Origin of the sequence: Micromonospora sp. NPDC005171, assembly GCF_040608575.1 — a bacterium.
Classification (GTDB): domain Bacteria; phylum Actinomycetota; class Actinomycetes; order Mycobacteriales; family Micromonosporaceae; genus Micromonospora.
In genome coordinates, this window is record NZ_JBEXIM010000032.1 from 14,337 (window position 1) to 27,640 (window position 13,304).

Below are 13,304 nucleotides of genomic sequence, written 5' to 3' on the forward strand. Positions count from 1 at the left end.
GCCGGACGCGTCGATGGTCAGGCCGGCGTCGGGTGTCGTGCCGCGAACCGGGCGCGGGTCAGGAACGCGAGTTGGGCCCGCTTGTCCGGCATGTCGATCTCCGAGTCGAAGGTGAAGCCCTCGATCTCCAGTCGGCGTAGGGCGAGGTGGTTGCGGACGTCCGGCTCGACCACGATCCGCTGGGCGGTCGGGTCGCGGAACAGGAAGCGGGCGATGGCGGGGCCGACCGCGTTGGTGAGGCTGCGGGCGAGGCGTCGGTCAGGGCTGAGCAGCAGGTGCATCCCCACGTCGCCGGGCTGGACGGGGTAGCGCTCGCCGACCGGATCCGCCTCGGGCTGATAGCTCTGGAATAGGCCGACCGGCTCCCCGTCAACCATGATCAGGTACGCGTGGTGTGTGGGCAGACTGTCCACAAAGGCGTAGATCTCGCGTACCTCGTCGAGGGTGTGCGAACCCATGCCCCAGAAGGAGTTGCGGGGGAGGGTCACCCAACCGTGCAGGAGGGCGGCGTCCCGGTTGGGGTCCACGGTCACCAACGACAGCTCGCCGAGGCCGGCGATCTTCTCCTGGTACGTCATCGGGCGCTGTCCTCTGTTCCATCCGGGGCGCAACTTAGGTTAACCTCGCCTAACCAAGGATGACCTTACCTGGAGGGGTGCGTGAAACGGAACTGGGAGGCCCTGGTCCTCAAGGCCATGGGAGGGCGGGACTTTCAGTTGACCGTCCTGAGCACCGAGTCGATCGACGGGCACTACCAGCGGCTCCTCCTGGACGGTGGCGGCCTGCTGGAGACGTGCGGGGTGCACCCCACGATGTGGATCCGGCTGTGGTTCGACAACGACGGCCGGGCACACCAGCGCGCGTACACGCTTGTCGACCCCGACCCGGCCACCGGCCGATTCACCCTCGAATTCGCCATCCACGACGGCTGTGCGGCCCGGTGGGCCACCACGGCCAAGGTCGGCGACACCATCGGCGCGACCATGCAGGGCAGCGCCTTCGAGCTGCCCGACCCCGCGCCCGAGCACCTCTACCTCGTCGGCGACGCGGCCTCCCTGCCCGCGGTGAACAGCCTGCTCGACGCCGGTGCCGACATCCCGGCGACGGTCTGGCTGGAGTACGCCCACGAGGGCGAGAAGGCGCTCGCGCTGCGGGCCCGGGCGCACCACGACGTCACCTGGGTGCCACGGCGCGACGCGGGTCAGCATCTCGTCGACACGGTCTGCGCGGCCCTGCCGACCAGCGGCACGGGCCACTACTGGGTGGCCTGCGAGGCGGCCACCACCCGGGGCATCACCCGACACCTCCGCAAGACGCTCGGCGTCGACAAGGACAGATTGACCTCCCTCGGCTACTGGAAAGCGGCATGAAGGGCCGGCTCGGCACCCTGACCGCGCTGTACGTCACCCAGTACCTCGGCGTCGGCTTCATCACCGTCGGGCTCACCGCCATCCTGCGCGACGGTGGCACCTCGCTGGACACGCTGGCCCTTCTGCAGATCGTCGGCCTGATCTGGCCCATCAAGTTCCTCTGGGCGCCGATCCTCGACAGGTACGGCTCACGGCACCGCGGCCACTACCGCTCCTGGCTGCTCGTGCTCCAGACCGCACTGGTGCTCGCCCTGCTGGCGTTGCTGCCGTTCGCCAGCCCGGCCGACGCGCTCGGCCCGATCATCGCGATCTGCGCCGCGTACGTGTTCTTCTCGGCCACCCAGGACATCGCGGTGGACGCCGTCGCGGTCCGGATGCTCGCCGACTCGGCCCGGGGGACCGGCAACGGCATCCAGGTCGCCGCGAGCTATCTCGGCAACCTGCTCGGTGGCGGCGCCTGCGTCCTGGTCTACGACCAGTTCGGCTGGGCGCCGGCGATCGGCCTGCTGGTCGCGATGACGGCGGTCGGCCTGCTGGTGGTGTGGCGGTTCCGGGAGCCTCCCCGTACCGATCGGGTGGAACGGGTCGGCACGGCCTACCGGGCACTGCTGTCGGTGTTCGGGCAACCGGGCTGCCGTCTGTGGACGTTCGGTGTGGTGCCGCTGGTCTATGTCGGCGCGGGGATGGCGTACGCCCTGGTCAGCCCGGCGCTGGTCGACGCCGGGTGGTCGTTGGGTCGGATCGGCGTCGTCACCGGGGTGGTGACGAGTGCCCCGGCCATCGTGGCGGGTCTGGTCGCGGGGCTCGGGATCGGGCGGTTCGGGCGCGGTGGCGTGCTCGTGGTCGGCGGCGTCGCGCTCACGGTGTCGACGTTGCTGCTGCTGCCGCTGATGAACGGCAGCGCGCCGCTGGGCGGGACCGTCGCCGCGCTCTGCTGCTTCATGGTGGCCTACACCATCGCCAACGTCGTGCTCTACACGGTCAACATGGACTACTCGCGGCCCGACACCGGCGGCACCGACTTCACGGTCCTGTCGTCGTTCGGCCTGCTCTGCTCGTTCGTGGCGGCGTCCATCGGTCTCGCGGCGGCCGACCGGGTCGGCTACCCGGCGGTCGCGGTCGCAGCCATCGTGCTGGTGGCCGCCGGCATCGCCGTCGGCCTCGCCCACCAGCGGCGGTTCCCGCACCGGCCCGGCCCCACCGTCGGCCCGACGGCCGAGCAGCCCACCGTCGGCTCGACGGCCGAGCAGCCCACGGTGGACGGCGTCAAGGCGGTGACGTGACCGCGGTCCAGCCGGCCACCGACACCGCGACATCGGCACGACTGCCACAGCGATGGCTCATCCTTGCCGTGCTGTGCGTCGCGCAGTTGGTGGTGGTGCTGGACAACACCGTGCTGACCGTGGCGGTGCCGGTGCTCACCACCGAGTTGGGCGCCAGCACCGCCGAGGTGCAATGGATGATCAACGCGTACGCATTGGTGCTGTCCGGGTTGTTGCTCACCGCCGGTGGCGCCGCCGACCGGTACGGTCGCCGCCGGATGCTGCTCGCCGGGCTCGTCCTGTTCGGGGTGGGCTCACTGGCCGCAGGGCTCGCCAGCACCAGCGGGCAGTTGATCGCCGCGCGGGCCGGGATGGGCGTCGGTGGCGCGCTGCTGGTCACCGCGACGCTCGCGGTGGCGATGCAGGTCTTCGACGCCGCCGAGCGGTCCCGGGCGATCGGCATCTGGGCGGCCACCAGCGCGTTGGGCTTCGCCATCGGGCCACCGATCGGCGGCACGATCCTCGCGCACCTGCCGTGGGGTGCGATCTTCCTGATGAACGTGCCGATCGTGCTGGTCTGCCTGCTCGTCGGTCGGGCGTTGGTCCCGGAGTCCCGCGGGCCGGCCGGCGGCCGACTCGACGTGCTGGGCGCTGTGCTCTCCACCGCCGGTCTGGCAGCTGTCGTCTGGGCGATCATCTCCGGGCCGGAGCGCGGATGGGTGTCGACCGAGGTGGTCGGAGCGGCGGTTGTCGGCGTACTCCTGCTCGGGATCTTCGTGTGGTGGGAGCGACGGATCGCGTACCCGATGCTGGACATGCGTCTCTTCCGGGACCGGCGCTTCGTCGGTGCGATCTCCGGCGTCGTGCTGATCACGTTCGGTGCCACCGGCGCGCTGTTCCTGCTCACCCAGCACCTCCAGTTCGTCCGTGGGTATCCCGCCTGGGAGGCCGGTCTGCGGATGGCGCCCTTCGCGCTCTCCATCGTGCTGCTCAACCTCAGTGGCGTGGTCGCGAGTGTGCTCCGTCGGCTCGGCCTGGCGGTCGCCATCGCCGTCGGCATGACGCTGCTCGCGGCGGGTCTCGCGCTTGTCACAGTCTTTCCGACCGACGGGTACGGGGTGCTGCTGGCCGGGCTGCTCGTCATGGGTGTCGGTTGCGCGCTGGCCAATCCGGCCATCGTCGAGGCGGTGATGGGCGCGATCCCGACCGCGAGGGCCGGCGCGGGTGCGGGTGTCGACGGCACCATGACCGAGGTGGGCAGCAGCCTCGGCATCGCGGTGCTGGGTGCCGTGCTGAACGCCCGGTTCGCGGCGCTGCTGCCGGCGGCCCTGGCCGGCGCCGGATCGTTTCCGGCGGCTCTCGCCGCCGCCCGCGAAGGGGCGGAACGGGAGGCCGTGACTGTCGCCTTCGCTTCGGCGCTGGAGACGGGGCAGTTGGTGGGCGCGGCCGCGGTGCTGATCGGCGGTCTGGTGGCCGCCGGGTTGCTACACCGGGCAGACCGCACCAAATCCGTTTAATTAGGATAGGCTATCCTAATAGGAACATCATGGTCGTCGACGGAGGCGGTATGCGGCTCTACCTGACCGCGCTCAACCCCACCGACGCCGTCCTGGACGGGTTCCTCCCGGCGGCGGCGTCGCTCGGGCTCCCGGCCACCGTGCTGACCGATCGGCCCGGCGAATGGCCGGCGGAGGTGCGGGTGGCGCGGTGCGCGGTCCGCGACCCGGCCGCTGTGGTCGCGGCGGCGGCACCGACCCGACCGGTGGCGCTACTGTCCAACAGCGACCATCTCCAGGAGGCCACCGCGATCGCCGCCCGAAAGCTCGGCCTGCCCGGCAAGGACCCCGACGCCGCCCGTCTCTGCAAGGACAAGGCCGCAGCCCGCCGGGCGATCGCCGCTGCGGGCCTCGATCTGGTACGCACCAGAACTGTCGACCCCGGCAACGCGCCGGAGGTGCCGACCGGGATGTTCCCGGCGGTGGTCAAACCCCGCGAGGGAGTAGCCAGTGAGGACGCCTACCTGGTGGCCGACCACGCCGAACTGGTCGCCCGGGTCGCCGAGATCCGGGGCCGGCGTCCCGACCTGGCCCTAGTGGTCGAGGAGTACCTCGACGGCGAGCTGCGCACCTTCGAGACCCTCGGCGACGGCACCGAACTGGCCTCCCTCGGCGGGTGGCGCACCGGCCTCGGCCCGCCGCCGACCTTCACCGAGGAGAGCCTCGCCTGGTCGCCCCCGGCGGAGCAGGCGCGCACCCAGCTGCGGACGCGGCTCGACGCGCTCGGGGTCGGCTTCGGCGCCTGCCACACCGAGTACGTCCTCTCCGACGGCCGGGTCCGGCTCATCGAGGTGAACTACCGCCTCATCGGCGACCGGATGGACCTGATCCTCGCCGAACTGTTCGGTGTGCCGCTGTTCGAGTACGTCATCCGGCTGCACCTCGGCGAGCCGCTGGCCGCCCTTCGCCTGCCCGACACCGTCGACCGCTACGCCCGGGTCGAGTACGTCTGCGCGGACCGGTCCGGCCGTCTCGTCGCCGCACCGGGCCCACTGGACACCGCCCACGGCGACGTCCGGCTGGGCTGCCATCCGCTGCGCGAGGTGGGCCGCACCGCCGAGCACACCGGCACCAACCGCGACTACCTCGCCGTGCTGCACGGGATCGGCCCCGACGAGGGCGCCGTCCGGCAGTCGCTGGCCGCCCTCCGCAGCGACCTTTCGTGGACCATCGTCGAGTGAGCGACGACTGCGAGCGGGAGGTCATCACCCGGGTGCTCGACGCCCTGCTGCGCGAGGATCACCTCGGTCTGCGCAGCGCCGGCCGACCGGACGGGCCCGACTGGTGGCAGGTGCCGCACCCCGCCGGCCTGCTGCGCATTCCGGTCCGGGCGGACGGGTTCCAGCAGGCCGTGCGCACCGCCGCACCGATGGTGCTGCTGGTGGTCGGCGGCGGAGACCCGCAGCGTACGGAGACCCTCGAAGGGCTGTTGACGCTGCTCGCCCCGCGCGACAACGCCGAGGCCGAGGCCGGCTGGCGGGACTTCGCCGTCGAGTGCCGCGCCGATCTGCGGGCCCGACGGCTCGCCGCCCGGAGCCGGACGCGGGTGCTCACCGAGGTGGCCGCCGAACGCGCGCTCACCCCGACCGGCCTGCCGGCGGCGCTCCTCGACGACGTGCTCGCCGCCCACCAGGGCCACCCCGTTTACCCCACCGACCGGTGCCGGCACGGTCTGCGCGACGACGAACTGCTCCGGTACGCCCCGGAGCACGCCCCACGTTTCGCGCTGCGCTGGTACGCCGCACAGGCCGAGGACGTCCGGCTCACCGGCGAACTCCCCTCGTGGTGGCCCCGCGCGGCGCGACCGGACCAACTGCTGCTGCCGGCGCATCCGATCACCGTGGCCCGCGACGTGCTCCCGGTGGTCGACCTGCCGGTGACCCCGGTGCGACCCACCCTCTCCATGCGGACGGTGGCGCTCGACAACGACCCGTACCTGCATCTCAAACTGCCGCTGCCGACAGCGAGTCTCGGCGCGCGCAACCGACGCACCCTGCAACCGGGTTCGCTCGCCGACGGCGCGGCCGTCGCTGCGCTGCTCGACCGGATCGCCACCGCCGAACCCCGCTTCGCCGGCCGGATCCGGCACGCCGACGAGAGCACCTGGGCGCACGTCGACGGCGACGAGCGACGCGGTTTCCTGCTCCGCCGATTCCCGCGCGACCTGGCCGGCGCCCAGGTGGTGCCGGTCGCGGCCCTCGCCGCAGCCGACCCGGTGGCGGGCACGGTCCTTTCACGGATCAGCCCGCAGCGGCCCGTCGGGCTGCTGGAGTCCTACCTGGACCTGCTGCTCGACTGGCACGTCTTCCTCTGGCTCCGCCACGGAATCGCCCTGGAGGCGCACCCGCAGAACATCCACCTGCTGGTGCACCAGGACGGCACTGTCGGCCTGCTCTACAAGGACAACGACGGCGCCCGGCTCGACGCGCGGCACGACGGCCCGAGCGGGCTCGCCCTGCACGACGACCGGATGTGGGCTGGTGACCCGCAGGAGTTGGCCGACGTGTTCATCACCATCACCCTGCACCTGGCCGCCGCCGCGCCCCTGGTCGCCCTGGCCGCCCGAGGACTGCCCGTGCCGACACCGGCCGAGGCGCTGGTGCCCCGGCTGACCGCCGCCCGCGACCGGTGGAGCGACGGACCGGCGGCGCGGACCTTCACCGAGCGGGTCCTGCACGCCACCCAACTGCCCGTCAAGGCGATGCTCACCGCCGGCACCCTGCTGCCCAAACAGCGGCTGGGCTGCGCCGACATCAACAAGTACTACCTGCGTACCGGCCCGAACTACCTCCGGGGGACACGATGACGGGCGCCCAGTTGCGCTCCCGGCCGGCCAGCGACACCGGTCAGCGCGCCGACCTGGCCGCCGCCCACGCCGTCTTCGGCTGCCTGCTGCGCGAGCTGGCCCCGCCGGACGGCGCCCCGACCGTTGTCGACGGCGCCGTACGGCTGCTGCTGCCGCACCTCGACGTCACAGTGCGCTGCGAGGTCGCGCGAGCCTCCCCGCTCGGCGCGCACCGCTACACCGGCCCGGTCCAACGGAGCACCGGCGGCGGACAGTGGGAAGACCTGGACGCGGACGGGTTGGCCGCCCTGGTCGCGGCGGAGCTCACCACCCGTACCGGCCTGGTGAACGACGAGTTCGTCGAGCAGGTCCGGGCCAGCCGGGACACCGTGGCCCGGCTGCTGGCCGACCGGCCGGCCGAGGATCCGACCCCCACCGGTGAGCCCGCCATCGACGCGTACGTCGACTCCGAGCAGTCGCTGGTCTTCGGCCACCCGCACCACCCCACCCCGAAGTGGCGCAGCGGTGACCCGGACAGCTGGCGGGCGTACGCGCCGGAGCTGCGCACCGCGTTCCGGCTGCACTGGCTCGCCGTACCGGACGACCTGAGCGCCGACGCCGGACCGTTCGATCCGCTGGTGGCCGCCCTCGACCCGCCGCGACCCCCGCGCGGGCACCGCGTCCTGCCGGTGCACCCCTGGCAGCTGGCGCTGGTCCCGCCCACCCACAAACGGCTGCGCCACCTGGGGGCGGCCGGTGTGCCGGTACGGCCCACGGCGAGCGTCCGCACCCTCTACGCCCCCGAGGCCGACCTGTTCGTGAAGACCAGTCTGCACGTGCGGATCACCAACTGCCTGCGCAAGAACGCCCGCTACGAACTCACCGGCGCGGTGGCGCTCACCGACCTGCTGGCCCGGGTGCCGCTGCCGGACGGGGTGCGGCTGCTCGCCGAGCCCGCCTACCGCACCGTCGACGCCCCCGGCCCGGACGAGGCGTACGGGACGATCCTGCGCGGCGGTCTGCGCCCGCACCTGCGTCCCGGCGACACCCCGGTGCTGGCGGCGGCGCTGGCCGCGACGCCGCTGGTGACACCGGATCCGGTGGCCTGGTGGCGCGCGTACGTCGGCCTGCTGGTGCCGGCGGTGCTGCGCAGCTGGCTCAGCCACGGCGTCGTGCACGAGGCGCACCTGCAGAACGTGGTCGTCGTGCTCGACCGGGACCGCCGCCCGGTACGCGTGCTGCTGCGCGACCTGGAGGGGGTGAAGCTGGACGCCGACCGGTGGGGCGCCTGGCCGGACGGCATCCCGCCGCAGGTCCGCTACGGTCCCCGGGCCGCCCACCGCCGGATCGTCTACTGCCTGTTCGTCAACCACCTCGGTGGGATCAGCGGCGCCCTCGCCGACGCCCGACCGGGAATCGAACGGCGGCTGTGGCAGGAGCTGCGGGCCGTCGTCGAGGCGGTGGCCGCCGACCTCGGTGAGCCGGCCGAGTTGCGCGCGCTGCTCACCGGGGAGCCGCTGCAGGCCAAGGCGAACCTGCTGGTCCGGTGGCGGCGCGACGCCGACCGGGCCGCACCGTTCGTGCCGGTGCCGAACCCGCTGGTTGGGCCACGATGACCCGACCGGTCTACGTCCACGACCTCGACGCGTTGGCCGGGCAGGCCCGAGCCATCCGGGCGGCGCTGCCCCGGCCGGTCGAGCTGCTGTACGCGGTCAAGGCCAATCCGGATCCCGGTGTGCTGCGCACCCTCGCCCCGATCGTCGACGGGTTCGAGGCCGCCAGCCGGGGCGAGCTGCGCAGGCTTGCCGAGGTGCTGCCGGGGCGGGCGCCGGCCGCGTACGCCGGGCCGGGCAAGACCGACGCGGACCTCGCCGCCGCTCTCGCCGCCGGGGTGCGCCGCATCCACGTCGAGTCACCCGCCGAGCTGGCGCGACTCGGCGCGCTGGCCACCGCGGCGGGCCGGTCGGCCCCGGTGCTGCTGCGGGTGAACCTGCCGGTCGACGCGCCGGGTGCGAGCCTGGTGATGGGCGGTGGACCCAGCCCGTTCGGCATGGACCCGGCCGACGCGGTGGCGTGCGCCCGCCGCCCGCCCGCCGGCATCGACGTACGCGGAATCCACGCCCACCTGGCCAGCGGACTGGACGCGCCGCTCGCCGCGACGGTCGCCGCCGCCGTGGTCGACTGGGCGACGGCCGAGGTCGACGCCGACGAGGTCGACGTCGGCGGCGGCATGACCGTCGACTACACCGACCCGGCCGCACGATTCGACTGGCAGGGCTACGGCCGGGCCCTGGCGGACCTCCTCGACAGGCATCCGGGAGTGCGGCTGCGCATCGAGCCGGGCCGGTCGGTCACCGCCCACTGCGGGGCGTACCTCACCGAGGTCATCGACGTGAAGCGTTCCTACGGCGAGTGGTTCGTGGTGGTGGCCGGCGGAACGCACCACCTGCGGACTCCGGCGGCGAAGGGGCACGCGCAGCCGTTCACGGTGCACAGGCGACGCGGTGTCGGCGGCCCCCGCACCGACGGTGGGCCGGTCACGGTGGTCGGGCAACTCTGCACTCCGAAGGACGTGCTGTCCTCCTCGGCCACCGCCGGGCCGATCGGCGTGGGTGACGTGTTGGCCTTCGCCATGGCCGGGGCGTACGCCTGGAACATCAGCCACCGCGACTTCCTGCTGCACGAGCCCCCGCTTTTTCGCACCGGTGACCTGCACGAAGTGGCCGCCGAGTGGGTGGCCCGGCCGCTCGGGAGGTGAGCCGGAGAGGCTCGACCGGCTCGGTATGTTATCGATAACATGCTATCTTTCACCCGGGAGTGAAGGGCACGCTCCCGGTCACCCGAGCCAGCCGGCGAAGACGCGCCGAGGGCCTCGCCCTCCCGCCGCCTTCCCCGGTCGGTGACCAGTCCGGGCCCCCGTCGATGCCAGGCGACCGTTGTTGGTCGTCGGACGATGTCGTGCCGGCCGCATGCCCAGCTTCCGACGCTCCACCGCAGGCAGCCCCCGGCGCCGACGGGTGGCAGCCGCACACCCCCTCGGTGCCGCTGCCAAGCCACGAGCACCAGACGCCGAACGGCAAGGAGCCCCAGCAATGCTGAGACGTAGGTTCTTCCTCCCATCCATCGCGGCCGCGGCGCTTCTCCTCGCGGCCACCACCGGCGGCGTGTTGAGCGGTGGCCTCGGTGCGACGGCGGTGGCCGCCACCAACGGCACCCTCGCGGCGACCGCCGGCTGCGGCAAGGCCCCCACACTCGCCAGTGGGACGCGCACGATTCAGAGCAGCGGCCAGAGTCGTACCTACAATCTGCGGATCCCGGACGGGTACGACCGGAACCGCCCCTACCGACTGATCTTCGGCTTCCACTGGTTGAACGGCTCGGCCAACAACGTCACCTCGGCCGGCTACTACGGGCTCCAGCCGCTGTCGAACAACAGCACGATCTTCGTCGCTCCGCAGGGTCTCAACGCCGGCTGGGCCAACACCAACGGTCGGGACCTGACTCTCTTCGACGACATCTCCCGGCAGATCGAGAACGATCTGTGCGTGGACACCACCCAGCGCTTCGCCCTGGGCTGGAGCTACGGCGGGGCGATGAGCTACGCGGTGGCCTGCGCCCGACCCACGATCATCCGCGCGGTCACCGTGCTGTCCGGCGCCAACCTCAGTGGATGCAACGGGGGCACCCAGCCCGTCGCCTACTTCGGCATCCACGGCATCTACGACAGCGTGCTGAACATCTCCCAGGGTCGGCAGCTGCGCGACACGTTCGTCCGGAACAACGGCTGCACCGCGCAGAGCCCGCGCGAGCCGAGCCGGGGCAGCCTCACCCACATCACCACCGCCTACGCGGGATGCCGGGCCGGCTACCCGGTGCAGTGGGCTGCCTTCGATGGTGACCACACCCCCAGCCCGGTCGACGGGTCGGGCAGCCCCAACGACTCCCGGACCTGGACCTCGGGTGAGATCTGGAGGTTCTTCAGCCAGTTCGAGTCGACCACGCCCCCGACCACCCCGCCGCCGACCGACCCGCCGCCCACGGACCCGCCGCCGACCACCCCGCCGCCGACCGGGGAGCCCGGCACCTGCGCCGCCACCTACCGGACGCTCAACACCTGGCCCGGCGGCTTCCAGGCTGAGGTGACAGTGGCCAACAACTCCACGACGGCCCTGAACGGCTGGACCGTGGGCCTGACCCTGGCCAGTGGTCAGGCCATCAGCAGCCTGTGGAGTGGTGTCAACACGGGCACCACCGGCAGCGTCACCGTCCGGAACGCCCCCTACAACGGCACGGTGGGCCCGAACGCCTCGACCAACTTCGGTTTCACCGCCACCGGCAACGGTGCCACCGCGCCCAGCAACGTCACCTGCACCAGCCCCTGACGGCAGGACGAGGGCCCGGAGCCAACTGGCTCCGGGCCCGCAGGTGACATCCGCCGGCGGCACTCGCCGCCGGTGCCACCGGGTCCCGCCGCCGCCGGCCGGCCGGAGCGTGTATTCGCCCTGGGCGCTCGCTAACGGACCGTACGCGCGTCGTACCGTTGCGGACATGAGCCCGGCCGTCCGACGAATCGCGATCGATGCCCTCATCGCGATCGTCGTCGCGGCCGTCGTGGCGGTGGCGATTCGAGTCGCCGACGAGCCCGGTGCCCGGCCGCCGGACGCGCGCGCCTACGCGATCGGCGCGGTGATCGGGCTCCTGTTGGTCTTTCGGCGCCGCTGGCCGCTGTTGGTGCTGGTCGGCTCGGTCAGCGCGCTGATGATCTACTACGCGCTCGAATACCCGGGCATCCCGCCCGCCCTCCCGCTGGCCGCCGCCCTCTTCTCCGTCGCGGCCGCCGGTCGGTTCACCTGGGCGCTCGTCGTCGCCGGGTTCTTCGTCGTCCTTGAGCTGATCATGCGTTACACGCTGCTCGGCGAGGGCTTCTTCCCCGCTCTCTCGGCCACCGTCGAAGAGGGCTCGCTGCTCGCGGCCGTGGTGCTGCTCGCCGAGACGATCCGCACCCGCCGGATCCGGCTGGCCGAGGCACAACAGCGCCTCGCCGTCATGCGCCAGGAGCGCCAACACGAGGTCGCCCAGGAGCGACTCCGCATCGCCCGCGAGGTCCACGACGTACTCGGTCACACGGTCGCCGCGATCAGTGTGCAGGCGAGCCTCGCCGACGACATCTTCGACAGCAAACCGGCCGAGGCGCGGGCCGCGCTGCGGAGCATCCGGGGCGCGGCCCGCGACGCGATGCACGAGGTCCGCTCGGCGATCGGCATGCTCCGCGACGCTGGCGAGGTGCCCGATCTGGCCCGCGTCTTCGCGGTCGCCGAACAGGCCGGCGTGAAGGTGCGGTCGGGGATTGCCGGCACCCCGCGCCCGATCCCGCCGGAGGTGGCGCTCTCGATCTACCGGATCGTGCAAGAGTCGATCACCAACACGGTCAAACACGCCGGAGCGACGACCGTCGACGTCACCATCACCTACGCGGGTGACGCCGTCACTGTGGAGATCGTCGACGACGGGGTCGGTGCCGCGGCGTACCGGCGGGGGCACGGGGTGGCCGGGATGCGGGAGCGGGCCACTGCCGCTGGCGGATCGCTCGCTGCCGGGCACCGGCCGGAGGGCGGGGGTTTCCGAGTGGCCGCGCGGCTGCCGGTCGAGGTGGAGGAGACGACGTGACGATCCGGATGGTGCTGGCGGACGACCAGACACTCGTGCGAGCCGGCTTCCGGGGCCTGCTCGACCACAGCGACGACCTGGAGGTGGTCGGCGAGGCGTCCAACGGTGCCCAGGCTGTCGAGATGGTCGCCGCGACCCGGCCGGACATCGTGCTGATGGACGTGCGAATGCCGGTGCTCGACGGCGTACGGGCCACGGCCGCGATCGTCGAACGGTTCCCGGCCGTGCGGGTCATCGTTCTGACCACCTTCGAGCTCGACGAGTACGTCTTCGAGGCGCTGCGCGCCGGCGCGAGTGGGTTCCTGCTCAAGGACATCGAGCCCGACGAGCTGCGCCAGGCGGTGCGGGTGGTGGCCGGCGGCGACATGCTGATCTCGCCGCGGGTGACGGGCCGGCTGGTGAGCGCGTTCGTCAGCAAGGTCGCGCCTACGCCGGTCGACGGCGGCCGGCTGGCCGTGTTGACCGACCGCGAACGCGAGGTGATGAGCCTGGTGGCCAGCGGGCTGACGAACGAGGAGATCGGTCGCCGGCTGTCGATGAGCCCCGCCACCGCCCGTACCCACGTCCACCGGGCCATGGTCAAGCTCGGCGTCCGCGACCGCGCGCAACTCGTCGTGCTCGCCTACCAGACCGGGCTCGTCGCACCCGGCAGCTAGCTACGGCC

At 72.5% G+C, this 13,304-nt stretch carries 11 protein-coding genes; 10 read left to right on the forward strand and 1 reads right to left on the reverse strand.

Annotation, left to right across the window (positions count from 1 at the left end):
- Positions 1–17: 17 nt before the first annotated feature.
- The gene (locus tag ABZU74_RS26600) at positions 18–578 is read right to left on the reverse strand and encodes a GNAT family N-acetyltransferase (protein ID WP_355429113.1); all 561 of its coding nucleotides are present in this window, start codon (positions 576–578) and stop codon (positions 18–20) included.
- A gap of 81 nt (positions 579–659) precedes the next feature.
- On the opposite strand from ABZU74_RS26600, the gene ABZU74_RS26605 reads away from it, so the two are divergent.
- From ABZU74_RS26605 to ABZU74_RS26650, 10 genes are all read left to right on the forward strand, one after another.
- The gene (locus tag ABZU74_RS26605) at positions 660–1,370 is read left to right on the forward strand and encodes a siderophore-interacting protein (protein ID WP_355429116.1); all 711 of its coding nucleotides are present in this window, start codon (positions 660–662) and stop codon (positions 1,368–1,370) included.
- On the forward strand, positions 1,367–2,653 hold the full coding sequence (locus ABZU74_RS26610; RefSeq protein ID WP_355429119.1) for an MFS transporter: 1,287 nt from the start codon (positions 1,367–1,369) through the stop codon (positions 2,651–2,653). Before ABZU74_RS26605 ends, ABZU74_RS26610 begins: the two co-directional genes overlap by 4 nt.
- Positions 2,650–4,149, forward strand: a complete 1,500-nt coding sequence (locus ABZU74_RS26615; protein WP_355429121.1) for an MFS transporter — start codon at positions 2,650–2,652, stop codon at positions 4,147–4,149. Before ABZU74_RS26610 ends, ABZU74_RS26615 begins: the two co-directional genes overlap by 4 nt.
- 50 nt (positions 4,150–4,199) lie before the next feature.
- Positions 4,200–5,369: a siderophore biosynthesis protein gene (locus ABZU74_RS26620; protein ID WP_355429233.1), complete on the forward strand. Its 1,170-nt coding sequence runs from the start codon at positions 4,200–4,202 to the stop codon at positions 5,367–5,369.
- Complete coding sequence (locus ABZU74_RS26625; RefSeq protein ID WP_355429124.1) at positions 5,366–6,994, forward strand: IucA/IucC family siderophore biosynthesis protein; 1,629 nt, start codon at positions 5,366–5,368, stop codon at positions 6,992–6,994. The genes ABZU74_RS26620 and ABZU74_RS26625 overlap by 4 nt, the downstream gene beginning before the upstream one ends.
- Complete coding sequence (locus ABZU74_RS26630) at positions 6,991–8,589, forward strand: IucA/IucC family protein (RefSeq protein ID WP_355429126.1); 1,599 nt, start codon at positions 6,991–6,993, stop codon at positions 8,587–8,589. The genes ABZU74_RS26625 and ABZU74_RS26630 overlap by 4 nt, the downstream gene beginning before the upstream one ends.
- Positions 8,586–9,731, forward strand: a complete 1,146-nt coding sequence (locus tag ABZU74_RS26635; RefSeq protein WP_355429129.1) for an alanine racemase — start codon at positions 8,586–8,588, stop codon at positions 9,729–9,731. The genes ABZU74_RS26630 and ABZU74_RS26635 overlap by 4 nt, the downstream gene beginning before the upstream one ends.
- A 334-nt stretch (positions 9,732–10,065) precedes the next feature.
- Complete coding sequence (locus ABZU74_RS26640; protein WP_355429132.1) at positions 10,066–11,355, forward strand: cellulose binding domain-containing protein; 1,290 nt, start codon at positions 10,066–10,068, stop codon at positions 11,353–11,355.
- Between the two features lie 166 nt (positions 11,356–11,521).
- Positions 11,522–12,640, forward strand: coding sequence for a sensor histidine kinase (locus tag ABZU74_RS26645; RefSeq protein ID WP_355429134.1), 1,119 nt, complete (start codon positions 11,522–11,524; stop codon positions 12,638–12,640).
- Entirely contained in the window at positions 12,637–13,296 is a 660-nt protein-coding gene (locus ABZU74_RS26650; RefSeq protein WP_355429137.1) for a response regulator transcription factor, read from the forward strand. Before ABZU74_RS26645 ends, ABZU74_RS26650 begins: the two co-directional genes overlap by 4 nt.
- The last annotated feature ends 8 nt before the right edge of the window (positions 13,297–13,304 follow it).